Raw genomic sequence first — 26,470 nt, forward strand, 5'->3', positions numbered from 1 at the left:
TCTATTAGTAGTAATTCTTCATCTATATATACTAGAAAAGCATAGAAATAAATGAGGGAAGTGCTGTCCGAATGTTTAGGGCTTAGACGTAATCTTAGGTCCATTTTTTGCTCTCACAGGTAGTACAACCTCAGTTATGAATATAGTATGAGATAGATTGGAAAAGAAAATTCATTCAAACTACTTTCCATGTTCTTTTGATAGTATATGCACATTTCATCAATAAGGTTAGAAAGTGAACGCTTTCTTCACAGATGTTTAATATGTTATACTTTTTTTTAGGATTTGAAAAGAAGTAGTACAGATAGGAAGATAGAAGGTTGGGAAGGGTTTTGAAAATGAATGATAAAATCGTCTTTTTTGATATTGATGGAACGCTACTGGATCATGATAAAAAAATTCCACAATCAACAAGAGAAGCAGTACGTACACTGCAAGAAAAAGGGGTTCATGTGGCAATTGCGACAGGGCGTGCGCCTTTCATGTTTGAAGACATTCGCAAGGAGCTAAACATTCATAACTATGTGAGTTTTAATGGGCAATACGTTGTATTTGAAGATGAGGTGATCTTTAAAAATCCATTACAGCCTAGTACGTTACATACATTTACCACATTTGCGAAACAAGAGGGATACCCACTTGTTTATTTAGATCATAAAGATATGAGGGCAACAGTAGAGTATCATGACTATGTCAAAGAAAGTTTCGGAAGTTTGCAATTTGAGCATCCATCATACGAACCAAATTTTTATGAAAATCGAGATGTTTATCAAACACTTCTTTTCTGCCAAGCGGATGAGGAAGGAAAGTTTATTCATGATTATCCGGATTTTCATTTTATTCGTTGGCATGCGTATTCTATGGACATTATCCCAAATGGTGGTTCAAAAGCAAAAGGAATTGAGAAGTTCATTGAGAAATTAGGATTTAAGCGTGAACAAGTATATGCTTTTGGAGATGGGCTAAATGATTTAGAAATGATTGAAGCAGTGGGAACAGGTATTGTGATGGGGAACGGTCACGAGGAGTTAAAAAAACTTGCTAATTATGTAACGAAAGATGTTAGTGAAGATGGAATCTTACACGGTTTGCAGTGGGCTCGTCTCTTGTAATAAAGTATAGTGTGGGAACCATTTCATTTCAAGTAAAAAAGCAGGAGCTAAGGCTTCTGCTTTTTATTATGCTATCTTTCGAATGGTTTTGCATTATCGGGAGTTGCAAAAGGATTTTCTTGATTAATATGGTCATAAAACATGACACCGTTTAAATGATCAATCTCATGTTGAAATACAATTGCTGGTAACCCTTTTAAGCGTAATGTTACTTCTTCACCATCGATGGTAGTTGCTTTCACTGTGATTCGTGTATAACGCGGAACATATCCAGGTACGTCACGATCTACAGAAAGACATCCTTCGCCTCCTGATAAGTATGTACGTTCAACAGAGTGACTAATAATTTTAGGATTGAATAAAGCATAGCTGTATAGTGTTTCATTTGGATCAGTAACATGAACAGCAATCATTCTTTTTGAAATGCCAATTTGAGGTGCCGCTAGCCCAATTCCTGGACGTAAGTTATATTTTTCAACCATTTCAGGGTTTTGACTGTTTATGACAAATTCAATCATTTCTCGTAGTGTACGTGTATCTTCCTCATTTGCTGGCAGAGATACTTCTTCTGCTACTGCTTGTAAAATGGGATTTCCTTCACGAATTACATCGTTCATTGTAAGCATTCACAATCTCTCCTTTCTCTTTTAGTCTACCAAAGGAGGTGGAAAAAGTCATGATAAAGTACATGGCATCTATATAATTTGCGTAGTAATTTCTTCAGTATCGTTTGTTTAGTAAAAAGAAAAGACGGCAGAGCCGCCTATTTCTTTCTATAGTTGTTTTGTTTTACATTAACGAATGCAAGCAGCACCAACGATAATTAGAAGAATAAACAACACAACGATTAAGGCGAAGCCGCGTCCGGATCCTCCACAAGAACCTCCATAGCCATAGGAAGGATAGGAAGGATAGGAACAAGTTGGATAACAATATGTGTATCCGTACATGAGATGACCTCCTTTATCATTTCCCGCTAATAATGCGGTTGTTATAATGTATGGGAGAGTGGTTAGAAGTGTATAGACATTTGCCTAGAAAAGGAAGAAGTGATTGCATATTTTTATGATAAAGAGAGAAACACTAAGAAGAATTAAATCGTTTACATATTATTCTATGATGAAAAAAAGGTTAAATAGGGAACAATATAACAGTAGGTGACTGCATACTAATACAGATGTAAAAATCAAAACATCTATCATATAGTGTAAACCTCAATGTTATTCATAAAAAAATCGTAACCAAAGTAATTGACATCGTGATTAGAATAGTTGTAAACTAAAAAACGTGATCAAGATTGTATTAATATGTTTCTGAAAAAACATTAGTACAGATTGTTAGGTACACAAAATTATTCTCAACCGATGAGGTTTCTTGTCGGTTTACATGGTTGCGTTTTCGGACTAGCTAGATGCTAGTGAAAGCGTTTCAGAATATGGTTCAAGAGAGGAAGAGGTGAACGGAATGGGTACTAAAACAAAAAAGACCCTATTTAATGTTGATGAGCAAATGAAAGCTATCGCAGCTCAATTTGAGACATTACAAATTTTAAATGAAAAAGGCGAAGTTGTGAATGAAGCAGCAATGCCTGAATTAACTGATGATCAATTAAAAGAATTAATGCGCCGTATGGTGTATACTCGCGTACTAGATCAACGTTCTATTTCTTTAAACCGTCAAGGACGTTTAGGTTTCTACGCACCAACAGCTGGACAAGAAGCTTCTCAATTAGCAAGTCATTTCGCACTTGAAGCAGAAGACTTCATCTTACCAGGATATCGTGATGTTCCACAATTAGTATGGCATGGTTTACCATTATACCAAGCATTCTTATTCTCTCGTGGACACTTCATGGGTAACCAAATGCCTGAAAATGTAAATGCACTTGCTCCACAAATTATTATCGGTGCGCAAATCATCCAAACTGCTGGTGTTGCGTTAGGTATGAAATTACGTGGTAAAAAATCTGTTGCAATTACTTACACTGGTGACGGTGGTGCTTCTCAAGGTGACTTCTACGAAGGTATGAACTTTGCAGGTGCATTCAAAGCTCCAGCAATCTTCGTTGTTCAAAACAACCGTTATGCAATCTCTACTCCAGTAGAAAAACAATCTGCAGCAAAAACTGTAGCACAAAAAGCAGTAGCAGCAGGTATTTACGGAATTCAAGTAGACGGTATGGATCCATTAGCTGTATACGCAGCAACTGCTTTTGCTCGTGAGCGCGCAGTAAATGGTGAAGGTCCTACTTTAATCGAGACTTTAACATTCCGTTATGGTCCACATACAATGGCTGGTGATGATCCAACTCGTTACCGTACAAAAGATATCGAAAACGAGTGGGAACAAAAAGATCCAATCGTACGCTTCCGTGCATTCTTAGAAAACAAAGGCCTATGGTCTCAAGAAGTAGAAGAAAAAGTAATCGAAGAAGCAAAAGAAGATATCAAACAAGCAATTGCTAAGGCTGACCAAGCTCCAAAACAAAAAGTAACTGATTTAATGGAAATCATGTACGAAGAAATGCCTTACAACTTAGCTGAACAATATGAAATTTACAAAGAAAAGGAGTCGAAGTAAGCCATGGCTCAAATGACAATGATTCAAGCAATCACTGATGCTTTACGCGTTGAAATGAAAAATGACCCTAACGTACTTGTGTTTGGTGAAGACGTTGGTGTAAACGGCGGTGTATTCCGTGCTACAGAAGGTTTGCAAGCTGAATTCGGTGAAGACCGTGTAATGGATACTCCACTTGCAGAGTCTGGTATCGGCGGTCTTGCTGTTGGACTTGCACTTGAAGGTTACCGTCCAGTTCCAGAAATCCAATTCTTCGGTTTCGTTTATGAAGTAATGGATTCAATTTCTGGTCAAATGGCTCGTCTACGTTACCGTTCTGGTGGACGTTGGACTGCTCCAATCACAGTGCGTTCTCCATTTGGTGGCGGCGTTCATACTCCAGAATTACACGCTGATAGCTTAGAAGGATTAGTTGCACAACAACCGGGTTTAAAAGTTGTTATTCCATCTACTCCATATGATGCAAAAGGCCTTTTAATCTCTGCGATTCGTGACAACGATCCAGTTATTTACTTAGAGCATATGAAATTATACCGTTCATTCCGTCAAGAAGTACCAGAAGGCGAATACACAGTTGACTTAGGAAAAGCTGATGTTAAACGCGAAGGTACAGATGTATCTGTTATCGCATACGGTGCGATGGTACATGCTGCGTTAAAAGCTGCTGAAGAACTTGAAAAAGAAGGTATCTCTTTAGAGGTTGTTGACTTACGTACAGTTCAACCATTAGATATCGAAACAATCATCGCTTCTGTTGAAAAAACAGGCCGCGCAGTTGTTGTTCAAGAAGCTCAAAAACAAGCTGGTATTGCAGCAAACGTTGTAGCGGAAATTAACGACCGTGCAATCTTAAACTTAGAAGCTCCAGTTGTACGTGTTGCAGCTGCTGATACAGTATTCCCATTCTCTCAAGCTGAGAGCGTATGGTTACCAAATCATAAAGATATTGTTGAAGCTGTTAACAAAGTAATGAACTTCTAATTTTTAGTTTTTCATGTGCAAAAGAAATCAGCACATGCTGATTTCTTTTGCGCTTATTCCATAATAATGAAATGAATCAGGGGGCTGAATTCCGTGGCATTTGAATTTAAACTACCAGATATCGGTGAAGGTATCCACGAAGGTGAAATTGTAAAATGGTTTATTAAACCAGGCGATGAAGTAAACGAAGACGATGTACTTCTTGAAGTACAAAATGATAAAGCTGTTGTAGAAATTCCTTCTCCAGTTAAAGGTAAAGTACTTGAAGTACTTGTAGAAGAAGGCACAGTTGCAATAGTAGGAGATACTTTAATTAAGTTTGATGCTCCTGGATACGAAAACCTTAAATTTAAAGGTGACGACCATGACGAAGCTCCAAAAGCTGAAGAAGCGAAAGAAGAAGCTCCAGCAGCGGCAGCTACTCCAGCAGCAACTGAAGAAGTAGTAAATGAGCGTGTAATTGCTATGCCATCTGTACGTAAATACGCTCGTGAAAAAGGTGTAGACATTCATAAAGTAGCTGGCACTGGTAAAAATGGCCGTGTTGTAAAAGCTGACATCGATGCATTTGCAAATGGTGGACAAGCAGTAGCAGCAACTGAAGCTCCAGTAGCAGAAGCTCCAGCAGCAGCAGCGAAAGAAGAAGCACCAAAAGCACAACCAATTCCAGCTGGTGAATACCCAGAAACTCGTGAGAAAATGAGCGGTATCCGTAAAGCGATTGCGAAAGCAATGGTTAACTCTAAACATACAGCTCCTCATGTAACATTAATGGATGAAATTGATGTAACAGAACTTGTTGCTCACCGTAAGAAGTTCAAAGCAGTAGCAGCTGACAAAGGTATTAAATTAACTTACCTTCCATACGTTGTAAAAGCTTTAACATCTGCATTACGTGAATTCCCAATGTTGAACACTTCTTTAGACGATGCATCTTCAGAAATCGTTCATAAACATTACTTCAACATCGGTATCGCAGCTGATACAGATAAAGGTCTATTAGTACCAGTTGTAAAAGATACAGATCGTAAATCTATCTTTACAATCTCTAACGAGATCAATGAGCTTGCTGGTAAAGCACGTGACGGTCGTCTAGCTCCAGCGGAAATGAAAGGTGCTTCTTGCACAATCACAAACATTGGTTCTGCAGGTGGACAATGGTTCACTCCAGTTATCAATCACCCAGAAGTAGCGATCCTTGGTATCGGTCGTATTGCTGAGAAGCCAGTTGTGAAAAACGGTGAAATCGTTGCAGCTCCAGTATTAGCATTATCTCTAAGCTTTGACCATCGTTTAATTGACGGTGCAACTGCTCAAAAAGCATTAAACCAAATTAAACGTTTATTGAACGACCCACAATTATTAGTAATGGAGGCGTAATAACAATGGTAGTAGGAGATTTCCCAATTGAATTAGATACAGTCGTTGTTGGTGCAGGTCCTGGTGGATATGTTGCAGCAATTCGTGCAGCACAATTAGGTCAAAAGGTAGCGATTATTGAAAAAGCTAACCTTGGTGGCGTATGCTTAAACGTTGGATGTATTCCTTCTAAAGCGTTAATCAATGCAGGTCATCGTTATGAGAATGCAAAACATTCTGATGACATGGGTATTACTGCTGAGAACGTAACAGTTGATTTTACAAAAGTTCAAGAATGGAAAAATGGCGTAGTTAAGAAATTAACTGGCGGTGTTGAAGGCCTTCTTAAAGGTAACAAAGTTGAAATCATTCGCGGTGAAGCTTACTTCGTAGATGCAAACACATTACGCGTAATGACTGAAGATGCAGCTCAAACTTATACGTTTAAAAATGCTGTTCTTGCAACTGGTTCTACACCAATTGAAATTCCTGGATTCAAATATTCTAAACGTGTTATCAACTCTACAGGTGCTTTAAGCTTACCTGAAATTCCTAAAAAACTTGTTGTAATCGGCGGCGGTTACATCGGTATGGAATTAGGTACTGCATATGCTAACTTCGGTACTGAAGTTACTGTAGTAGAAGCTGGCGACGAAATCTTAGCTGGTTTTGAAAAAGCAATGAGCACAGTTGTTAAGCGTGCCCTTCAGAAAAAAGGCAACGTGAATATCCATACAAAAGCTATGGCTAAAGGCGTTGAAGAAACAGAAACTGGCGTAAAAGTTAGCTTCGAAGTTAAAGGCGAAGTACAAACTGTAGAAGCAGATTACGTATTAGTAACTGTAGGTCGTCGTCCAAATACACAAGAAATTGGTCTTGAGCAAGTGGGCGTTAAAATGACTGACCGCGGTATCATCGAAATCGATGAGCAATGCCGTACAAACGTACCAAACATCTATGCAATCGGTGATATCGTTCCTGGACCACCATTAGCTCACAAAGCTTCTTACGAAGGTAAAGTAGCTGTTGAAGCAATTAGTGGCCATGCAGCAGCAATCGATTACATCGGAATTCCAGCAGTATGCTTCACTGATCCAGAATTAGCATCTGTTGGTTACACGAAAAAACAAGCACAAGAAGCTGGAATGGAAGTAGTAGTTTCTAAATTCCCATTCGCTGCAAACGGTCGTGCTCTATCATTAAACAGCACAGATGGTTTCGTACAACTTGTAACACGTAAAGAAGATGGTCTTCTTGTAGGTGCACAAGTTGCAGGTGCAGGCGCTTCTGATATTATTTCTGAGATTGGTTTAGCTATCGAAGCTGGAATGACAGCAGAAGATATCGCTCAAACAATCCACGCTCACCCAACATTAGGTGAAATCACAATGGAAGCAGCAGAAGTTGCTCTTGGAATGCCAATTCACATTGTAAAATAATTTAAATAAAAAATACCCCGCCTCTTATCGTTATAGAGGCGGGGTATTTTTTATTTAATGGAATATGGTATTAGTATGTTTAATAAGGTCATTATGTGTATTTGTGAAATGAATTTGTAATACTATATGTAATAGCAATGCATTTGGACTTAAATTGATTAGATCTTTTCGTATTATGTAATGGATTTGAGCTCGGTACCATATCTTATTATAAAGTGAAACTTTAATCAGTGGGGGTTTTCTTCATCCCTCACTGATTATTAGCCCTCACCAATCGGGCTTTTACGGGCAGTCGATCTCCCACCTAACTTCTTTGTATTCGCTGAACTTTGAGGTGGGAGTCTTACTGCCCGTTAATGCGTGATAAAATAGTGCATGTTAAAGGAGATGGTTCTGTGAGAATTATATATGTTATATTTTATCATTTCCTTTTATGGAGTGGATTTTCTCTTGTACTAAACTTATCAAATGGTGATAAGTTTCATTATAAAGTGATGCTCTTTTTCGTATTTCTTTATTTAGCATATGTAATTGCGTATGTTGTTCTGAGTATAAGAAAGCAGGCACTATTTCTTACTTGCACAAATAGCACGCTCTTTTTGATGATATCTTTCTTTTTTTATAGTTAGCGTTTATAAAAATACATTGTTCTCCCATTGAATAGCCTTAATTCCCCCTCTAATTTCTTTGCTACAAAACGACAAAATTCATTTGCTTTTCCTTTATCTCCAAATGTAGCAGTAGATGGTAAGGAGATTTGAATGAAAGCTTGCTCGTTTTCCATTCCTACCCCCACATAAATAGAATGATATCGATCATGACTAGATTTGAGTTCAAGTGTAGTCTCTGATGTGTCAATTATCTCGTATGGGAATGCTACGTTAGTGTAGGCATAGTTAACTTGCGCACCAGTTTGAGAAGTGATTTTTTTATAATAATGAAAAAGTTGTTTTACATCGTCTAACGAGACAATTTGTTGTTTTGATTTAGGTACAAGTTTAATAAACGCATGTTGCATAAAGAGATTCCTCCTAACGTAATATATACAAATAGTTTATCATTGTTGTAAATTTTTGAAAATTAAAAAGGTTCTTTTCTTTTTTTGTTTAATATATACGGTAGCAAGTGTTGTGAAGAAAGGAGAAAGCAAATGTTTGAAAAATTGTATGATGAGCATGAAAGTGTGAAAGTACGATTTCTGGGATTTATGACACATGAAAACCGTTATGATTTTGGTGTTATTTATACAAATATGTTTTTTGGAAAACCGCTTGTTATTTGCATGCAAACGGGGAGAGCGACTCTATTAGGACAAGATGATGTCGACAATGTTCTTCATTTACAACAGGTCTTTAAATTACAGTCGGAGGAGGAAGCGGATGACTTAGCGCAATTCTTTAAGTTTCTTGTTCCGCCGACTTCTTTACATGCTGAATATGAAGAATAAATAAAAGGAAACAGTCGTACATATTAAGATATGACTGTTTTTTTACGTTATTATCTCATACTAATATAAAATGAAAAATTTAATGTGTTATACTAAAAACCTATTGACGTAAAAAGTATAACATATTAAAATAAAGACAGAAAGTTAAGCGGTTACAAAAAGTTTTTGGGATTATAAACTTAGGGGGAAATAAAAAAATGGGAACAATCGTATGTCAAGATTGTGAAAGTACAATTGCACACTTCGAGGATGAGAAAGTCACAGTACTTTATGGGAAATGTGGATCTTGCGGATGTGATTACAAGGAGCATACAAAAGCCCAGTAATATATATGATCTTGCAACGGAAAAGTTTTTAGACCATAAACTTAGGGGGAAACGGAAGATGGGAACAATCGTATGTCAAGTTTGTGAAGGAACAATTGCACACTTTGAAGATGAAAAAACAACAGTACTTTATGGGAAATGTGAATCGCATTGTGAGTGTGGTCGTAAAGAGCATACAAAGGCCCAGTAATATATAGGACGTGTAAATATAGAAAATTTTAATCATAATTCAAACTCAGGGGGAAACGGAAGATGGGAACAATCGTATGTCAAGTTTGTGAAGGAACAATTGCACACTTTGAAGATGAAAAAACAACAGTACTTTACGGGAAATGTGAATCGCATTGCGAATGTGGTCGTAAAGAGCATACAAAAGCCCAATAATGAAAAGCGCCTGCATATTTGCAGACGCTTTTTTTTAATGGATTGTAGTTGTGTGCCCAATCGTTGCGACAATCGCATCATCCCGGATAGGAATAAATTTGAGTTTTGTTTGTAGAATGTTAATAGAAGCATATTGGCTCATGAGGCGACTATCTATACGGGTAATAAAATCTGTTAAGTATGCTGAGACAAACGCATAGGGAATTCTTCGATTGTTCAATAGATAAATAATTTGTTCTTTTGTTTTTACTCCTACACCATGACCGTAAAAGAAGAAATTCCCTAAATAAATGGTGTTTTCTCCTTGCCATTCAATTGAGGATGGATTCACTTGTGGATTTTTAAAGTAAACAAGATCGCCAGGAACGATATCCCCGCCCGTTTTTGTTACTAGTTTTAAATCACGATCATAATCCCATGTGTATAGTAAAAGATTCGCGAATAAGCGATTAAAAGTTTCATCATCATATAGTGCTAAAAGTGCTTTGTAAAAAATAATAATCATGGCTGTTGCACATTCTGTTCCGTATAGTTTTCCATTTTTAAAAATATCTCGTATCGCGGCGGAGGGTGGTACATTTGGGAGTAATTGAAATCCTCCTAGTGATGTCCTACTCCAAAATTTCGGATTACAATAAGATTCTTGGAATGTACGGAATTGAAATCCACTTTGAAAGAGTTCTAAGGAAGATGTAATGATATGAATCCGCAAATTTAGATCAAAGCTGAGCTCATCAGTTGTTCGGAAGGAATATACTTCTTGATTTCCAGCCATAATGGCTAATATTTGTTGTTTCTCAGTAGCAAACGGTTCGTTTTCACTCGTGATATAAGGATGTACAATAGAGCGACCAATCACAATCATAATTGTATCCCCACCTATACGTTACATTCTTTAGTATCGTATGAGAAAAAGAACAAATGGTGAAAAGAAGCCTATCAAATGATAGGCTTGTACTCTTTAATAACGCGTAAAGTTTGTAATGTCATATCTTCAGGACCTTGTACTGGTAAACCGGCATCTAGGTTTTTATGAATGTAGTCTAGGTTTTCTTGCGTAATGATTTCACCTGGGGTAAAGATTGGAATACCTGGTGGGTAAACCATAACGAAATCTGCTATAATGCGGCCAGCAGCCTCTTTAAAGGGAATGACTTCTGTTTCTGAATAAAAGGCATCTCGAGGAGAGAGGGCAAGAACAGGAATTTCTGGAATTTCAACTTGTACTTGTACACCTTTGTCAGCTCTATCTTTAAATGTCATTGCTAGTTCTCGTAAGGCCTCGATAAGAATCTTCGTTTCATCCTCTGTATCCCCTAATGTAACAAGGCATAGAATGTTATATAAGTCTGACAGCTCAACTTCAATGTTGTAATGTTCTCTTAACCATAATTCTGCCTCATGACCTGTAATCCCTAAATCTTTGACAGATACAATCAATTTTGTTGGATCATAGCTAAATGTTGCATCCATACCTAGCATTTCTTTGCCAGGACAGTATAGATTTTCAATATTATTTATAGTACTGCGTACATGTTCGGCTAATTGAATTGTTTTGGTGATTAATTCTTTTCCTTCAGTCGCTAGACGTTTTCTTGCAACGTCTAAAGAAGCTAATAGAATATAGGAAGTTGATGTTGTTGTAAGCATGCTAATAATCGACTGTACATGTTTTACATTCACAAGACCTTCTTTTACATTTAGAATTGAGCTTTGTGTTAATGAACCTCCGAGCTTATGGACACTTGTCGCAGCCATATCAGCACCAGCTTGCATAGCTGACATTGGTAATTCATCATGAAAATGAATATGAACACCATGAGCTTCATCGACTAATACCGGTATTTCGTAGGAATGCGCTAATTCTACAATTTGCTGCAAGTCTGCAGTGAATCCAAAGTATGTTGGATTAATAACGAGTAATCCTTTTGCATCTGAATGTTCTTCGAGTGCTTTTTTTACAGATTGAATCGTAATCCCGTGTGAAATACCAAGTTTTGGATCAATTTCAGGATGAATAAAAATTGGTTTTGCGCCTGAGAAAATAATGGCTGACATTACAGATTTATGAACGTTTCGTGGTACGAGAATTTTATCTCCTGGGCCACAAACGCTCATCACCATTGTCATAATCGCACCGCTTGTTCCTTGAACAGAAAAGAAAGTATGATCTGCACCGAATGCACTTGCAGCTAAATCTTGAGCTTCTTTAATCATACCTTTTGGATGATGTAAATCATCGAGCGGAGCAATGTTAATTAAATCAATTGCTAATGCATTATGCCCAATAAATTCGCGAAATGCAGGGTCCATTCCTTGGCCCTTTTTATGACCTGGGATATGGAATTGAATTGGATTTCGCTTGCTATGCTCTACTAAAGCGGTAAACAATGGTGTTTGGTATTGGGACAATCTATACACCCCTTCTTCTTTTTAATATTTATTATAAGTTGTTTTATATGTATCTTGTTCAGTAAGAAAGTTATCTCCCCTATATAGTTCTATAACCGTCTATAAGAACTTGACTTGTTCACTTCCCATTTAAAAGACTTTTGTAATTGGAAGCTTCACTATATTTGTAATAAAACAAAAGCATTATATCACCAATGATTATATATGTATAGAAAAATTATTATTTTTATTATATGCATAAATAATAAATGTATTTCGTTATTCATGAGTAGTAAAATTTTTAACTTAAAGCTTAGAGAATCGATAAGTAGAGTCTTGCTTACAAAAATTGTATTTTAGCTTCTTATTTCTTTACATTAAAATACAGTTAAAATAAAACAGTAAAGTGAGGAGAAGGTATATAACTTTTATTGTCTCATTCTCTTTTGTGAAGGGAGAACGTTCCATAATAAAAGAGAAATAGTGTATAATGCAGGGGGGCTATGATAAAGAAGAATGGAAGTTATATTTTTGAGATAGCATAATGATAAAAATGAATGAGGTGTACATATGGAATATCAATATCCACTTGATTATGATTGGTCAAATGATGAGATGATTGCAATTGTGACATTCTATGAGGCGATCGAACAGGTATATGAAAAAGGAATCGTCAGAGAAGAATTAATGAGGTTATATCGCGGTTTTAAAGAGATTGTACCATCAAAAGCGGAAGAGAAGAAGATTGATAAAGAGTTTCAAGAGGTAAGTGGTTACTCTATATATCGAGCAATTCAAAAGGCGAAAGAAGTCGAAGAACAAAAGATTGTAAAATTGTAAAAAAATTTTGAAAAATAAATTTCAAAGTGCTATAATGGGGGAACAACTTAAAACGGACAATATACATATTGTCCGTTTTCTATTACCGATTGCAAATTTTATATAAAGGAAGGAGTGAGTGCATCGTGGTTTGTATCTTCACAAGAAATTGCTCATTAGTAAGTGTTGAGAATTCTTGTGGTGAGATATGAATACCGACTAATAACTCTGCTTTTTTTATAGTTGCTAAACGTTCAATCATTTTTTGTAAATCAGTTGTTTCAAGTGTGCTATGTGGTTTTACAGCTGGTTTAGTATGGTCAATGGACCAAACGAAGTCATTTGGTATATTTGTTTTTAAATCATTTAAATGTTCTAAGAAGGCACGAGCCGCTTCCACTTTTTGTGGACACTCATAGATTAAACCAAAGTATATGAAAGCATGAGTACCCCATAAACCGATTTGAAAATGTGGTAGCATTTTATATCCTCGTTTATTTGTTGAAAAAGCAACCCAAGTATCGTTTGGTGGATTGACTTTACGACGTGCATGTTTCGCAACATGATAGAAGAAAGTTTCACCAGTTTGCTCTGATAAATAATAAGAAAATTGTTTGCCTAGAGCTTCTAATTTAGGATGAATATTTGTTTTAATAGCGTTCATTCGCTCTTCAAGGCCATCAACAGAAAAGACTGCAAAGTCCTTTTCTTGAAATGTTTGTAGTGTCATGACTGTTCCTCCAACTCCTAGTTTGTTTTTATTTTAGCATAGCTTGTACCATTCATAACAAAAGCAACATAAAAAATTTCACGTAAAAAAATATAATTTTGTTGCATAGATGATTTATCCAACATAATATAGTATAAAACAAAAAATCAGAAAATTAAGTTAATTCTAGTCCAAGGGCAGACGAATATTGGGAGGAGGCAATAAAAATGAGACAGGTAATTAATGCGTTAAAGAGAACAGATGCTGAAAAAAGAATTCCGGTGCTAAGATTAGAGTTAGATTATGAATTAGCGACGTTATATGATGCAATGATGGAAAATGACAATCAGAAAAAAGAAGAGTGTGTACAAAAATTAGAAGTACTGAGACTTGAAATGATCCGTTTAGAAGCGTAATAATAGTATATGTATAAAAATTAAGTTGGTGCGAACCTTATAAAGGGTTCGTTTTTTCTGTGAACAGTATAGATCGGAGTGTTTAAACATGCAAGAGGTATGGAAAGAAATCGATACACATGCAAAACAATGGATTCGAGAAGCTGGTGAACGTTTAATAGCATCATTGCAAAAGACACTTATTGTAGAGACGAAATCAAATGCAGCTGATCTTGTAACAAATATGGATCGAGAAACAGAACAGTTTTTGATTGGGAGAATTAAAGAAACATTCCCGGAACATTCTATTTTAGGAGAAGAAGGGTATGGAGATGAGGTTGCTTCTCTGGACGGGATTGTTTGGTTAATTGATCCCATTGATGGCACGATGAATTTTGTTCACCAAAAAAGAAACTTTGCGATTTCAATTGGCATTTATGAGAACGGTATCGGAAAAATTGGTCTTGTCTATGATCCGGTTCATGATGAGCTATATCATGCTGTGAAAGGAGAGGGAGCCTTTTGTAATGATGTATCCATTCCTATGCTAGAGAAAAGTACAGTGGAGCATGGAATAATTGCTTTAAATGCAACTTGGCTTACTGATAATCCGTTACTTAATATGGGAAAAATGATACAGCTTGTAAAATTGGCAAGAGGGACACGTTCATATGGATGTGCAGCATTAGAAATGGTTTACGTTGCAACCGGAAGATTAGATGCTTACGTGACGCCTAGATTATCACCTTGGGATTTTGGCGGTGGCATGATTATTGTAGAAGAAGTCGGTGGTAAGGTGACGACATTCGCTGGTACTGCACTCTCTATCGTGGAGAAGAGCAGTGTATTGGTTGCAAAAACTGGAGTATACGAAGAGATATTACAATATGTATCACAGTAACAAAAAAGTAAGAGGCTAGAAAAAGCTTCTTACTTTTTTATGTTACTATGATTTACGCATTTTTCGTTTTGTTACAAATCCATATCCGACTGTAACAAATGTGCCAATAATGCAAATGATAATACCGATGGGACTATTTTCAGCAATCATAATTCCGATACCAATTAAGAAAATAACACCGATAATAGCTGTTAGTAAAAAGCGATACTGAATATGTTCCATATCTTCACCCTCCAATTTCATTTTACTTTCACAAAAGTAAGAATACAACTATATTTTCATTCTTGATTTTATTTTGATTGCCATTGTATCCCCTTCGCTCTTATAATAGAGAAGGATTAAAAAGACACTAGGAGTTGGACATGTTGAAAAAACGACAAGATTTACGCAATATAGCAATTATCGCCCACGTTGACCATGGTAAAACAACACTTGTTGACCAATTATTACGTCAAGCGGGGACATTCCGTGCAAATGAGCACGTAGAAGAACGTGCAATGGATTCGAATGACTTAGAAAGAGAGCGCGGTATTACAATTTTAGCGAAAAATACAGCGATCCACTATGAAGATAAACGAATTAACATTTTAGATACACCAGGACACGCAGACTTCGGTGGTGAAGTAGAGCGTATCATGAAAATGGTTGATGGTGTGTTACTTGTTGTTGATGCATATGAAGGTTGTATGCCACAAACGCGATTTGTTTTAAAGAAAGCACTTGAGCAAAACTTAACTCCAATCGTTGTTGTAAATAAAATTGACCGTGACTTTGCTCGTCCTGATGAAGTAGTTGACGAAGTAATTGACTTATTCATCGAACTTGGTGCGAACGAAGATCAATTAGAGTTCCCTGTTGTATTCGCATCAGCAATGAACGGAACAGCGAGCTTAGATTCAAACCCAGCAAATCAAGAAGAGAATATGAAATCATTGTTTGATACAATCATTGAACATATTCCAGCACCAGTTGATAACAGCGAAGAGCCACTTCAATTCCAAGTAGCACTTCTTGATTACAATGATTATGTTGGTCGTATTGGAGTTGGACGCGTATTCCGCGGTACAATGAAAGTTGGACAACAAGTTGCATTAATGAAAGTTGACGGAAGTGTAAAACAATTCCGCGTAACGAAATTATTTGGTTACATCGGATTAAAACGTCAAGAAATTGAAGAAGCAAAAGCTGGAGATTTAGTAGCTGTTTCAGGTATGGAAGATATTAACGTAGGTGAAACGGTATGTCCGGTTGAGCATCAAGAGGCTTTACCGTTATTACGTATCGATGAGCCAACATTACAAATGACATTCCTTGTAAATAACAGCCCATTTGCAGGTCGTGAAGGTAAATATATTACATCTCGTAAAATTGAAGAGCGTCTTCGTTCACAGTTAGAAACAGATGTAAGTTTACGTGTAGACAATACAGAATCTCCGGATGCATGGATTGTCTCTGGACGTGGTGAGTTACACTTATCAATTTTAATTGAGAACATGCGTCGTGAGGGATATGAATTACAAGTATCTAAACCAGAAGTAATCATTAAAGAGGTTGACGGCGTGAGATGTGAACCTGTAGAGCGTGTACAAATTGATGTACCAGAAGAATATACTGGTTCTATTATGGAATCAATGGGTGCGCGTAAAGGTGAAATGTTAGACATGGTGAATAACGGAAATGGTCAAGTTCGTCTTACGTTCATGGTTCCGGCACGTGGTCTAATTGGTTACACAACAGAGTTCTTAACGTTAACACGTGGTTATGGTATTTTAAACCATACATTCGATTGTTACCAACCAGTTCATGCTGGGCAAGTTGGTGGACGTCGTCAAGGTGTTCTAGTTTCATTAGAAACAGGAAAAGCATCACAATACGGTATTATGCAAGTTGAAGACCGTGGTGTAATCTTCGTTGAACCAGGTACAGAAGTATATGCTGGTATGATTGTTGGGGAACATACACGTGAGAATGATTTAACAGTTAACGTTGTAAAAATGAAACAACAAACTAACATTCGTTCTGCAACGAAAGATCAAACGTCAACAATGAAAAAACCACGTCTAATGACTTTAGAAGAATCATTAGAATACTTAAATGATGATGAGTATTGTGAAGTAACACCAGAATCAATTCGTCTTCGTAAAAAGATTCTTGATAAGAGTGAGCGCGAAAGAGCTGCTAAGAAAAAGAAATCTGTAGAAGCGTAAAAAATGTAGAACTGCCTTTTGTAAAAAAGGCAGTTCTTTTTTGGTTTTATTTTTAGAAAATTAAATCTTTTATAGACAGCATTTTTTTTGCGAGGTAATCTTATAGTAGATGGCCCCGCAAATTAAGAATTAAGGCACGCAGAGTTGGTTGAATGAGTTGAGGTTATATTCAAATACATAGGCTTTTTCGTTTGTATTAGATAAAGGAGGAAAGTGTAGTGCTAGAAAGAATGTCATTTTTCGCGAAGCTATACAATGTAGATGTAAATCCTGAAGTAGGGATGTGGATGCTGTATGGCACAATGATTGTTTTGAGTGCGCTTGTATATAACTTAGGTTTTGCTAGGAAGCTATCGTTATTAAAAAATGTTGTGGTTTACGGGGCCTTAGCAATTGGATGTACAGTTTTAACTTTTTTAGGAGTTTTGTTACCGGTTGGAGAGGGGCTTGTTGTAGCAGCGATTGTACTAGGTATTTATAGATTACGTTTACGTCAAGCGAAGCAACAAAAGGCGAGTTAAGGGGGGATTTCATGCGTTCTGTACAAGATGTATTATATAATTGGTTGACAATTAAAACTGTCGCAGAAGCTCGTCCGCATGATGTGGCTGCACAAGAAACATATTTGCTATTTCATAACATCTTATATGAAGATCATCAAGTAAGAGATGTCACGGTGGAAAAAAAAGAAGATATGTATTTGGTTACATATGAACGAGAAGAAGGGAAATGTTCTACAAGATTTCCAGTAGAGCTCATAGATTGTTTCTTAGATCAAATGATACAAGAGCCAGAGAAATATAAATAAGCCCCCATCTGAATGATTAAGGACTTATTTAACAGTTTACCACTCATCTTCTACTGTTTTATCACGATATAGGTGGAATTTTCCGGTTGCATGGCGTTCCGTTGTACGTTCTGCAATACGTTCTGTGCATTCCATGCACATATATGTATGAATGGGACGGTTACGAAGCCTTTTGGCCATAGGATTTTCGTCATCTAATTCTTCTTTTTTATCACAAAGCATGCATTTGACTCTCATTTCGTCACCTCAATACAAGTTCTATCGATATAAGTATATCATGTAAATTTGATATTTTTGAACTGTGAGGGAAAAAAATAATATTTTCGCAATTCGAAAAATAAGTTATTATTAAGATGAATAAAGTATTGGAGGTGGAAATATGGCAAATGTAGTAGAACCTACATTGACAGATTCTTTAGTTCAATTTTTACGAGAAGGACGTATTATAACAATTGCAACAATTGATTTTGAAAAGACTGTTCCAAATGTAAGTGCTATTTCATGGGTGTACGCAATGAATGGGACGAGAATTCGATTTGCAGTTGATCAACGCTCGCGCATTGTAGAAAATTTACGCCATCATGCAGGGATTGTACTGAATGTAATGGCAAATGAATCTGTATTTTCCATTAGCGGTGAAGCAAAGATTTTAAAGGATAGATTGGATGGTATCTCGCTTAAATTAACTGTAGTAGAAGTGTCTGTTCAAGAAGTGCGTGATGTTATGTTTTATGGAGCAAAGCTTACCTCGGAACCAACATATGAAAAAACATACGATCTTCGTGCTGCTGTAAAACTTGATAATCAAGTTTTGACGGCGATGAAGGAGTTGTAAAAAAGTGGATGAGCAATATGGTTGTTCATCCTGTTCTATTTTTTTCTATCGAATGAGCAGGTAATCATTGTTTTACGTTAGAATATAGTATTTAATTGCAAATGAGAAAAATGATTCAGAAAAGTTTTTGATTTATATGAATTTCGATTCTACCTCGTTAATACATTACATATAATTATAACAATGGTTCGTCCATATCATAATTATGGATGAAACCCTTGTTCTACAAATTAAAAAGTGGAGTCAGGGGGTAACAGGTTGGATAAAATTTATGTGTTAGATACGAATGTGCTTTTGCAGGATCCCTTATCTATTTTTTCTTTTGAAACAAATGAAGTAGTGATTCCAGCAGTTGTATTAGAAGAGGTTGATTCGAAAAAGCGCTACATGGATGAAGTTGGACGAAATGCTCGTTATGTATCTAAATTGATAGATAAATTTCGTGAATTGGGAAAATTGCATGAAAGTATTTCTCTTGAAAATGGAGGTACATTTCGTATTGAATTAAATCATCGCTCATTTGTTCAACTGCAAGATATTTTTGTTGAAAAAACAAACGATAATCGCATTTTAGCTGTTGCGAAAAACTTATCTGTAGAAGAAGAAGAGAAAGAGAATGGAAAGGCCGTCATTTTAGTAAGTAAAGATGTACTTGTAAGAGTAAAAGCGGATGCAATTGGTTTACAAGCGGAAGATTATTTAAGTGATCGTGTTATTGAAGTAGATAATATATATTCAGGTTTTTTAGAAGGCTACATATCAAAAGAAAAATTAAATCACTTTTATGAAAAAGGGGAACTTCCTTTATCAGAAATTGCTAATCATCCATTTTATCCAAATCAGTTTATTGTGATGAAAGATGCATTAGGTGGTTCTAGCTCTGCACTTGGAATTGTTGATTATTCAGGGAAAAAGGTGAGGAAACTTATTTTTCATAATGAGCAAGTTTGGGGGATACGCCCGCGAAATGTGCAACAAATTATGGGGTTAGAATTGTTGCTTCGTGAAGATATTCCACTCGTAACGTTAACCGGAAAAGCAGGAACAGGTAAAACGTTACTTGCGTTAGCTGCTGGCCTTATGCAAACTGAGGATTTAGGATTGTATAAAAAACTCCTTGTTGCTCGGCCGATTGTTCCTGTTGGTAAGGATATTGGTTATTTACCAGGAGAAAAAGAAGAGAAATTAAGACCGTGGATGCAGCCGATTTTCGATAATCTAGAGTATTTATTTAATACAAAAAAACCAGGTGAATTAGATGCGATTTTAGCAGGAATGGGGTCCATTGAAGTAGAAGCCCTTACTTATATACGAGGGCGAAGTATTCCAGATCAATTTATTATTATTGATGAGGCGCAAAATTTAACGAAACATGAAGTGAAAACAATATTAACAAGGGTAGGAGAAAAAAGTAAAATTGTATTAATGGGAGATCCACAACAAATTGATCACCCTTATTTAGATGAATATAATAACGGACTAACATATGTTGTCGAGAAATTTAAAGAACAAAAAATTAGCGGACATGTAAAGTTTGTCAAAGGAGAGCGCTCTAATTTAGCGCAATTAGCAGCCGATTTATTGTAAAGTAAAAGTTTAAGGTAGGAATATTGGTAACTATAAAGAGCAGAAAAAGGAGTGGCTATTGCCAACTCCTTTTTTAAATAATTGTAAATTTACGGATATTTCGAATTGGATTGTTTATATTAGAGCCGTCCCCAAAGTAAAGGTGAACAGGTCCATCTTCTCTTAGCGGCTGTCCATCTTTTGAAAATCCAAGGATAACATGATTGGCTTCTTCTAATGAAAGTAGGATTGAATCATGTAGTGTATGGATTTCAACATATGTTGCTTCGGTTGTAAGTTCAGCATTGTTGAGAAAAGGGCGAAGTGGTATGCCAAACGTTCCTGTAATAAGCTGTTCTTTTTTAAATTTCTTTACGCTTTTTTGAATCGGTGGAAAAGCAGCACCATCACGAATTTCCCGGTCCCAGTGTTCGGAAGTATGCTTTAAATAGTCTTCTAATTCTGATTTCTCTTCTTTCGTTTCAGCGAAGTAAGTTGTTAAATCTACTTTTCGATCATCAAAAATCCAAACACTTGGATCCAGTGTGATCGGAAAGCGTACGTTTCCATTTATAAATAAAATTTCACTCATTGTTGTTCCCCCATTTGTATTATGCTCCCACTTTTCAGTATAATAGTATTAGACACGATTGTCACAAGAAATGTTTCTATTGCAATTTATGAAAACTATCGCTAATATTAATAGATAGGATAGGAGAGTAGGACGGAAACGGAGGGAATCAATTTGGCGTCTGAGACAGTAGCAAATCATCAGGAAAAGGCACTTGCCCTTCTACAAGCGGATGCGGAGAAGATTTTAAGACTTATTAAGGTGCAAATGGACCACCTTACGATGCCGCAATGTCCATTATATGAAGAAGTGCTCGACACACAAATGTTTGGGCTATCCCGTGAAGTTGACTTTGCGGTTCGTCTTGGTCTTATTACAGAAGAGCAAGGGAAAGAAATGCTAGGAGAGTTGGAACGGGAATTATCAGCACTTCATGAAGCATTTACAAACAAACAACAATAAAGGGTTCAAATAAGGGGGCTCAAACTGGCTAAGTTTGAGCTTTTTATTTGTATAATAAAGCAGGAAGAATTCCAATACATATGGAATACAACAATTAAATTGAAAACAGAAAGAGGATATGGAATGAAAAAAGTATGGAAGTCAATGGATTATTCATTATTGCTTCCTCTTGTTATTTTATGTGTACTGGGAGTTATAATGGTATACAGTGCTAGCTCTATTTTGGCCATTACAAGGTATGCTAAACTGAATTTGCCGAGTGATTACTTTTTTCATAAGCAATTAGTAGCATTAGGTATAGGTACAGTATTTGGATTGGGCATAATCTCTGTGATCCCATACCAATTTTGGAGAAAGAGAATTATTTTATTACTAATGATGCTAGGGAGCATTAGTTTGCTATCGTTAGCTTTGTTGCTTGGAACGAAAGCAAATGGCGCGCAAGCTTGGGTGTTTGGTATACAGCCTGCTGAATTTGTTAAAATAGCTATCATTATCGTACTCGCACGTTTCTTTGCAAGAAAGCAAGAAACAGATACTTCAGTATGGCAAGGGTCAGCAGGGACAATTTTGTTTATAGGGTTAGTAGTATTTTTAATTCTGAAGCAAAATGATTTAGGGACGGTACTGTTAATCATAGGTGTAGTCGGGATTATGTTCCTTTGTTCAGGAGGGCCAATTAACAAGTGGATAAAGCGTATCGTATTAAGTGCAATTGTATGGATTCCGCTTTTATACTTAGTTGGTAACTTAGTATTGAAGCCTTATCAAAAAGCACGGTTCGTAGCATTTCTAAATCCATTTGAAGATCCACAAGGTGATGGATTCCAATTGGTAAATTCTTTTATTGGTATTGCTTCGGGTGAACTAAACGGAAGAGGGCTTGGGAATAGTATACAAAAGTTCGGATATCTACCTGAGCCACATACAGACTTTATTATGGCGATTATATCGGAAGAGCTCGGCTTTATCGGTGTAGCGATTATTTTAATTAGTTTGTTACTTATTATTATACGTTCATTGCGAATTGCGCAAAAGTGTAAAGACCCATTTGGCAGTTTAATTGCTATAGGTATTGCTAGTTTACTTGGGGTACAGACGTTTGTTAACATTGGTGGTATGTCTGGGCTAATGCCTCTTACTGGTGTACCTTTGCCTTTTGTCAGTTATGGCGGTAGCTCTTTAATGGCAAATTTAGTTGCGATGGGCATATTACTCAACATAGGAAGTTATATAAAACGACAAGAAAAACAACAAGAACAAGTAAAGAAAAAGACAGAACAAGGTGAACCGCACCTTGTTGTTGTAAAATAAAGTGGGTTCTTACTGTCTATGGATAGTAGGATAAAAAGGCTTTGTGTTGAATAACACAAAGCCTTTTTATTATGCTTTTAAATTAGGTTATACTTTTGAGAGGTAAAACAATATAGTATGTTATATTTATTTTAATGTGATATACAATAAAGGTGTTAGAAAAAGAAGAGTTGTGCTATACTATTTTTGTGAAACAAATTGATCAGAAAACTTATCATTTGTTGAAAAATAAGGTATGATGAATAAAAATAAAGTGAAGCTTTCTAAATATTAGTTCGGAAAGAAAGTGAAGAATTTCACGCTTTTTAGAGTGTGTGTCTATTTAATCTTTAGAGTGGTAGGAAAGTAGAGGGGGAAAATCATGACAAAGCTGCAACGTATTCAAAAAGTATTGGTAGCTAACCGCGGGGAAATTGCAATTCGTGTATTCAGGGCTTGTTCAGAACTTGGATTAAAAACAGTTGCAATTTATTCAAAAGAGGATAGCGGTTCTTACCATCGCTATAAAGCAGATGAATCTTATTTAGTGGGAGAAGGCAAAAAGCCAATTGATGCTTACCTTGATATTGAGGGAATTATTGAGATTGCGAAAAGTAATCATGTGGATGCGATTCACCCTGGATATGGTTTCTTGTCAGAAAACATCCAATTTGCTAGACGTTGTGAAGAAGAAGGGATTATTTTTATCGGACCAAAGAGCAAACATTTAGATATGTTTGGAGATAAAGTAAAAGCAAGAACACAAGCGCAATTAGCAAATATTCCAGTTATCCCTGGCAGTGATGGACCAGTGGATTCATTAGAAGAAGTTGAAGAGTTCGCTAAAAAGTATGATTACCCGATAATTATTAAAGCATCACTTGGTGGTGGTGGCCGTGGTATGCGTATTGTACGCAATGGTGATGAATTGAAAGAATCTTATGATCGTGCAAAATCAGAAGCGAAAGCAGCTTTTGGTAACGATGAAGTATATGTTGAAAAATTCGTTGAAAAACCTAAACATATAGAAGTTCAAATATTAGCAGATGAAGAAGGAAATGTTGTACATTTATACGAACGCGACTGTTCTGTACAACGTCGTCACCAAAAAGTGGTTGAAATCGCACCAAGTGTATCGCTTTCAGATGAACTTCGTCATCGTATATGTGAAGCGGCAGTGAAATTAACAAAAAATGTAAACTATTTAAATGCTGGTACAGTTGAATTCCTTGTAAAAGGTAATGAATTTTATTTCATTGAAGTAAATCCGCGTGTTCAAGTAGAACATACAATTACAGAAATGATTACAGGAATTGATATTGTCCAGTCGCAAATTTTGATTGCTGATGGACATTCTTTACATAGTCCAATAGTGAGTGTACCAAAACAAGAAGACGTTATTGTACATGGATATGCGATTCAATCACGTGTAACAACAGAAGACCCGCTTAATAACTTCATGCCTGATACAGGAAAAATTATGGCATATCGTTCTGGTGGTGGTTTTGGTGTTCGTCTAGATACAGGTAATAGCTTCCAAGGAGCAGTTATTACGCCGTATTATGATTCTTTACTTGTTAAAGTTACAACTTGGGCACTTACATTTGAACAAGCTGCAGCGAAAATGGAGCGTAACTTAAAAGAGTTTCGTATCCGTGGTATTAAAACAAATATTCCATTCTTAGAGAATGTAGTAAAACATAAAAACTTCTTATCAGGGGAGTACGATACATCGTTTATTGATGCTTCACCTGAATTGTTCGTGTTCCCGAAACGTAAAGACCGCGGAACGAAGATGTTAAGTTATATTGGTACGGTAACAGTAAATGGGTTCCCGGGAGTAGGGAAGAAAGAGAAGCCAATTTTCTCAGATGCACGTATACCAAATGTAAAACATTACGAACCAATTCAAGAGGGAACGAAACAAATTTTAGACAAACGCGGAGCAGATGGATTAGTCAAATGGGTGCAAGATCAAAAACGTGTGCTTTTAACAGATACAACGTTCCGTGATGCGCATCAATCATTACTTGCAACGCGTATTCGTACAAAAGATTTAAATCAAATTGCTGAGCCAACAGCTAGAATGTTACCTAATTTATTCTCAGCTGAAATGTGGGGCGGTGCAACATTTGATGTTGCGTATCGTTTCTTAAAAGAAGATCCATGGGAAAGATTATTAGAACTTCGTGAAAGGATGCCAAATGTTTTATTCCAAATGCTTCTTCGTTCATCGAATGCAGTTGGTTATAAAAACTATCCAGATAATTTAATTCAAAAATTCGTAGAATGTTCAGCACAAGCTGGAATTGATGTATTCCGCATTTTTGATAGTTTAAACTGGGTGGAAGGTATGAGAGTTGCAATTGACGCTGTAAGAGAGAGTGGCAAAATTGCAGAGGCAACAATGTGTTATACAGGAGATATTCATGATCCACTGCGTAGTAAATATGACTTGAATTATTATAAAAACTTAGCGAAAGAATTGGAAGCATCAGGAGCACATATTCTAGGTATTAAAGATATGGCTGGACTATTAAAACCGAATGCAGCTTATGACTTAGTTTCTGCTCTAAAAGAAACGGTATCAATTCCAATTCACCTTCACACACATGATACGAGTGGAAACGGTGTTTTAACATATACGAAAGCAATTGAAGCGGGTGTTGATATTGTCGATGTAGCTGTAAGCTCGATGGCAGGTCTAACATCACAGCCAAGTGCAAATACGTTATATTATGCGTTAGGTGGGAATGAAAGACAACCAGATGTGAATGTAGATTCATTAGAAAAATTGTCACATTACTGGGAAGATGTGCGGAAATATTATGCACCATTTGAAAGTGGTATGAATGCGCCTCATACAGAGGTATATATGCATGAAATGCCAGGTGGTCAATACAGTAATCTTCAACAACAAGCGAAAGCGGTCGGTTTAGGAGATCGATTTGATGAAGTAAAAGTCATGTATCGTCGTGTAAATGATATGTTCGGTGATATTGTCAAAGTAACACCATCATCAAAAGTTGTTGGTGACATGGCGTTATTTATGGTGCAAAATCATCTTACAGAACAGGATGTTATTGAGCGTGGACATGCATTGGATTTCCCTGGTTCTGTTGTAGAAATGTTCTCTGGTGATCTTGGACAACCATATGGTGGTTTCCCGAAAGAATTACAAAAGATTATTTTAAAAGGAAAAGAACCATTAACAGTAAGACCAGGAGAATTATTAGAGCCGGTAGATTTCAACGCGTTAAAAGAAGAACTCTTCCATAAACTTGGCCGTGAGGTAACAATTTTTGATGTAGTTGCATATGCGCTATATCCAAAAGTGTTTATGGACTATGAAAAAGTTGCTGGGCTTTATGGAAACGTATCAGTACTTGATACTCCTACGTTTTTCTATGGCATGAGACTTGGCGAAGAAATTGGAGTGGAAATTGAACAAGGTAAAACATTGATGGTTAAACTTGTGTCAATTGGAGAGCCTCAGCCAGATGGAACGCGCGTGCTTTACTTTGAATTTAACGGCCAACCGCGTGAAATTGTTGTGAAAGATGAAAGTATTAAATCGACAGTTGCGCAGCGGGTGAAAGGAAATCGTGAAAATCCAAATCATATTAGTGCAACGATGCCAGGAACGGTCATTAAAATCGTTGTAAGTGAAGGCGATGAAGTAAAAAAAGGCGATTCTATGGCAATTACCGAAGCGATGAAAATGGAAACAACAGTTCAGGCGCCATTCAATGGAAAAGTGAAGAAAGTATATGTAAAAGATGGCGATGCGATTCAAACAGGAGATTTACTGATTGAATTAGAGCAATAATAATAAAGAAAAGAGCTACCCAAAAGTAGCTCTTTTCTTTATATAAAAATAATAAC

The 26,470-nt window shown here is 36.5% G+C and carries 30 protein-coding genes; 21 read left to right on the forward strand and 9 right to left on the reverse strand.

Annotated features, from left to right (window positions below):
* Window positions 1-338 precede the first annotated feature (338 nt).
* Window positions 339-1,112, forward strand: coding sequence for a Cof-type HAD-IIB family hydrolase (locus ACX5JI_RS03555; RefSeq protein ID WP_459499710.1), 774 nt, complete (start codon window positions 339-341; stop codon window positions 1,110-1,112).
* Between the two features lie 71 nt (window positions 1,113-1,183).
* Here the strand turns inward: ACX5JI_RS03555 and def are convergent, their stop codons facing one another.
* Window positions 1,184-1,738 (reverse strand): peptide deformylase, encoded by a 555-nt coding sequence (def, locus tag ACX5JI_RS03560; protein WP_459499711.1) that lies wholly within the window; start codon window positions 1,736-1,738, stop codon window positions 1,184-1,186.
* 168 nt (window positions 1,739-1,906) lie between these two features.
* Entirely contained in the window at window positions 1,907-2,062 is a 156-nt protein-coding gene (locus ACX5JI_RS03565) for a YjcZ family sporulation protein (protein WP_459499712.1), read from the reverse strand.
* A 514-nt stretch (window positions 2,063-2,576) separates the two neighbouring features.
* On the opposite strand from ACX5JI_RS03565, the gene pdhA reads away from it, so the two are divergent.
* From pdhA to ACX5JI_RS03590, 5 genes are all read left to right on the forward strand, one after another.
* Entirely contained in the window at window positions 2,577-3,692 is a 1,116-nt protein-coding gene (gene pdhA, locus ACX5JI_RS03570) for a pyruvate dehydrogenase E1 component subunit alpha (protein ID WP_017151120.1), read from the forward strand.
* A 3-nt stretch (window positions 3,693-3,695) separates the two neighbouring features.
* Window positions 3,696-4,673, forward strand: coding sequence for a pyruvate dehydrogenase complex E1 component subunit beta (pdhB, locus tag ACX5JI_RS03575; protein WP_459499713.1), 978 nt, complete (start codon window positions 3,696-3,698; stop codon window positions 4,671-4,673).
* 93 nt (window positions 4,674-4,766) lie between these two features.
* Window positions 4,767-6,053, forward strand: a complete 1,287-nt coding sequence (gene pdhC / locus ACX5JI_RS03580; RefSeq protein WP_459499714.1) for a pyruvate dehydrogenase complex dihydrolipoyllysine-residue acetyltransferase — start codon at window positions 4,767-4,769, stop codon at window positions 6,051-6,053.
* Window positions 6,054-6,058: 5 nt separating this feature from the next.
* Window positions 6,059-7,471: a dihydrolipoyl dehydrogenase gene (gene lpdA / locus ACX5JI_RS03585; RefSeq protein WP_459499715.1), complete on the forward strand. Its 1,413-nt coding sequence runs from the start codon at window positions 6,059-6,061 to the stop codon at window positions 7,469-7,471.
* Between the two features lie 395 nt (window positions 7,472-7,866).
* Window positions 7,867-8,100, forward strand: a complete 234-nt coding sequence (locus ACX5JI_RS03590) for a hypothetical protein (RefSeq protein ID WP_459499716.1) — start codon at window positions 7,867-7,869, stop codon at window positions 8,098-8,100.
* Here ACX5JI_RS03590 and ACX5JI_RS03595 read toward each other — a convergent pair.
* Window positions 8,097-8,489 carry a DUF1885 family protein gene (locus ACX5JI_RS03595; RefSeq protein ID WP_459499717.1) on the reverse strand — a complete coding sequence of 131 codons (393 nt, stop codon included), beginning with the start codon at window positions 8,487-8,489 and terminating at the stop codon, window positions 8,097-8,099. The genes ACX5JI_RS03590 and ACX5JI_RS03595 overlap by 4 nt on opposite strands.
* Before the next feature lie 132 nt (window positions 8,490-8,621).
* Between ACX5JI_RS03595 and ACX5JI_RS03600 the strand changes: the two genes are divergently transcribed.
* The 4 genes from ACX5JI_RS03600 (at window position 8,622) to ACX5JI_RS03615 (ending at window position 9,628) form a co-directional block, all read left to right on the forward strand.
* Window positions 8,622-8,918 (forward strand): DUF3055 domain-containing protein, encoded by a 297-nt coding sequence (locus ACX5JI_RS03600; RefSeq protein WP_459499718.1) that lies wholly within the window; start codon window positions 8,622-8,624, stop codon window positions 8,916-8,918.
* Between the two features lie 197 nt (window positions 8,919-9,115).
* A complete protein-coding gene (locus ACX5JI_RS03605) occupies window positions 9,116-9,244 on the forward strand; it encodes a GapA-binding peptide SR1P (protein ID WP_459499719.1) in 129 nt (42 codons plus the stop codon).
* A gap of 58 nt (window positions 9,245-9,302) precedes the next feature.
* Window positions 9,303-9,434 carry a GapA-binding peptide SR1P gene (locus ACX5JI_RS03610; RefSeq protein ID WP_459499720.1) on the forward strand — a complete coding sequence of 44 codons (132 nt, stop codon included), beginning with the start codon at window positions 9,303-9,305 and terminating at the stop codon, window positions 9,432-9,434.
* A gap of 62 nt (window positions 9,435-9,496) precedes the next feature.
* Window positions 9,497-9,628 carry a GapA-binding peptide SR1P gene (locus ACX5JI_RS03615; protein WP_459499720.1) on the forward strand — a complete coding sequence of 44 codons (132 nt, stop codon included), beginning with the start codon at window positions 9,497-9,499 and terminating at the stop codon, window positions 9,626-9,628.
* A gap of 34 nt (window positions 9,629-9,662) precedes the next feature.
* Here the strand turns inward: ACX5JI_RS03615 and ACX5JI_RS03620 are convergent, their stop codons facing one another.
* Both ACX5JI_RS03620 and ACX5JI_RS03625 read right to left on the reverse strand, forming a co-directional pair.
* Complete coding sequence (locus ACX5JI_RS03620; RefSeq protein ID WP_459499721.1) at window positions 9,663-10,493, reverse strand: protein-glutamine gamma-glutamyltransferase; 831 nt, start codon at window positions 10,491-10,493, stop codon at window positions 9,663-9,665.
* Window positions 10,494-10,567: 74 nt separating this feature from the next.
* A complete protein-coding gene (locus ACX5JI_RS03625) occupies window positions 10,568-12,040 on the reverse strand; it encodes an aminotransferase class I/II-fold pyridoxal phosphate-dependent enzyme (protein WP_459499722.1) in 1,473 nt (490 codons plus the stop codon).
* Between the two features lie 549 nt (window positions 12,041-12,589).
* On the opposite strand from ACX5JI_RS03625, the gene ACX5JI_RS03630 reads away from it, so the two are divergent.
* Window positions 12,590-12,859 (forward strand): UPF0223 family protein, encoded by a 270-nt coding sequence (locus ACX5JI_RS03630; RefSeq protein ID WP_459499723.1) that lies wholly within the window; start codon window positions 12,590-12,592, stop codon window positions 12,857-12,859.
* Window positions 12,860-12,941: 82 nt separating this feature from the next.
* Here the strand turns inward: ACX5JI_RS03630 and ACX5JI_RS03635 are convergent, their stop codons facing one another.
* Window positions 12,942-13,568 (reverse strand): YktB family protein, encoded by a 627-nt coding sequence (locus ACX5JI_RS03635; protein WP_459499724.1) that lies wholly within the window; start codon window positions 13,566-13,568, stop codon window positions 12,942-12,944.
* A gap of 206 nt (window positions 13,569-13,774) precedes the next feature.
* Between ACX5JI_RS03635 and ACX5JI_RS03640 the strand changes: the two genes are divergently transcribed.
* Entirely contained in the window at window positions 13,775-13,963 is a 189-nt protein-coding gene (locus tag ACX5JI_RS03640) for a YkzI domain-containing protein (RefSeq protein ID WP_001250169.1), read from the forward strand.
* Between the two features lie 88 nt (window positions 13,964-14,051).
* Window positions 14,052-14,843 (forward strand): inositol monophosphatase family protein, encoded by a 792-nt coding sequence (locus ACX5JI_RS03645; protein ID WP_459499725.1) that lies wholly within the window; start codon window positions 14,052-14,054, stop codon window positions 14,841-14,843.
* A gap of 45 nt (window positions 14,844-14,888) precedes the next feature.
* Here ACX5JI_RS03645 and ACX5JI_RS03650 read toward each other — a convergent pair whose 3' ends face one another.
* Window positions 14,889-15,065, reverse strand: coding sequence for a DUF5325 family protein (locus ACX5JI_RS03650; RefSeq protein WP_000400126.1), 177 nt, complete (start codon window positions 15,063-15,065; stop codon window positions 14,889-14,891).
* 140 nt (window positions 15,066-15,205) lie between these two features.
* Here ACX5JI_RS03650 and typA point away from each other — a divergent pair, with 140 nt between their 5' ends.
* From typA to ACX5JI_RS03665, 3 genes are all read left to right on the forward strand, one after another.
* Entirely contained in the window at window positions 15,206-17,050 is a 1,845-nt protein-coding gene (typA, locus tag ACX5JI_RS03655; protein WP_459499726.1) for a translational GTPase TypA, read from the forward strand.
* Between the two features lie 218 nt (window positions 17,051-17,268).
* The gene (locus ACX5JI_RS03660) at window positions 17,269-17,571 is read left to right on the forward strand and encodes a YlaH-like family protein (RefSeq protein WP_459499727.1); all 303 of its coding nucleotides are present in this window, start codon (window positions 17,269-17,271) and stop codon (window positions 17,569-17,571) included.
* Window positions 17,572-17,582: 11 nt separating this feature from the next.
* Window positions 17,583-17,858, forward strand: coding sequence for a hypothetical protein (locus ACX5JI_RS03665; protein ID WP_459499728.1), 276 nt, complete (start codon window positions 17,583-17,585; stop codon window positions 17,856-17,858).
* 36 nt (window positions 17,859-17,894) lie between these two features.
* Here the strand turns inward: ACX5JI_RS03665 and ACX5JI_RS03670 are convergent, their stop codons facing one another.
* Window positions 17,895-18,095: a YlaI family protein gene (locus tag ACX5JI_RS03670; RefSeq protein ID WP_459499729.1), complete on the reverse strand. Its 201-nt coding sequence runs from the start codon at window positions 18,093-18,095 to the stop codon at window positions 17,895-17,897.
* Between the two features lie 142 nt (window positions 18,096-18,237).
* Between ACX5JI_RS03670 and ACX5JI_RS03675 the strand changes: the two genes are divergently transcribed.
* Both ACX5JI_RS03675 and ACX5JI_RS03680 read left to right on the forward strand, forming a co-directional pair.
* Window positions 18,238-18,693: a pyridoxamine 5'-phosphate oxidase family protein gene (locus ACX5JI_RS03675; RefSeq protein WP_459499730.1), complete on the forward strand. Its 456-nt coding sequence runs from the start codon at window positions 18,238-18,240 to the stop codon at window positions 18,691-18,693.
* Between the two features lie 258 nt (window positions 18,694-18,951).
* Window positions 18,952-20,280: a PhoH family protein gene (locus tag ACX5JI_RS03680; protein WP_459499731.1), complete on the forward strand. Its 1,329-nt coding sequence runs from the start codon at window positions 18,952-18,954 to the stop codon at window positions 20,278-20,280.
* A 73-nt stretch (window positions 20,281-20,353) separates the two neighbouring features.
* On the opposite strand, the gene ACX5JI_RS03685 is transcribed toward ACX5JI_RS03680, so the two are convergent.
* Entirely contained in the window at window positions 20,354-20,851 is a 498-nt protein-coding gene (locus ACX5JI_RS03685) for a peptidyl-prolyl cis-trans isomerase (RefSeq protein WP_459499732.1), read from the reverse strand.
* 153 nt (window positions 20,852-21,004) lie between these two features.
* Between ACX5JI_RS03685 and ACX5JI_RS03690 the strand changes: the two genes are divergently transcribed.
* From ACX5JI_RS03690 to pyc, 3 genes are all read left to right on the forward strand, one after another.
* Window positions 21,005-21,292, forward strand: coding sequence for an Fpa/YlaN family protein (locus tag ACX5JI_RS03690; protein WP_459499733.1), 288 nt, complete (start codon window positions 21,005-21,007; stop codon window positions 21,290-21,292).
* A 123-nt stretch (window positions 21,293-21,415) separates the two neighbouring features.
* Window positions 21,416-22,606 (forward strand): FtsW/RodA/SpoVE family cell cycle protein, encoded by a 1,191-nt coding sequence (locus ACX5JI_RS03695; protein ID WP_459499734.1) that lies wholly within the window; start codon window positions 21,416-21,418, stop codon window positions 22,604-22,606.
* Between the two features lie 361 nt (window positions 22,607-22,967).
* The gene (pyc, locus tag ACX5JI_RS03700) at window positions 22,968-26,414 is read left to right on the forward strand and encodes a pyruvate carboxylase (RefSeq protein WP_459499735.1); all 3,447 of its coding nucleotides are present in this window, start codon (window positions 22,968-22,970) and stop codon (window positions 26,412-26,414) included.
* Window positions 26,415-26,470: the final 56 nt, after the last annotated feature.

The organism is Bacillus sp. C1 (genome assembly GCF_054570475.1).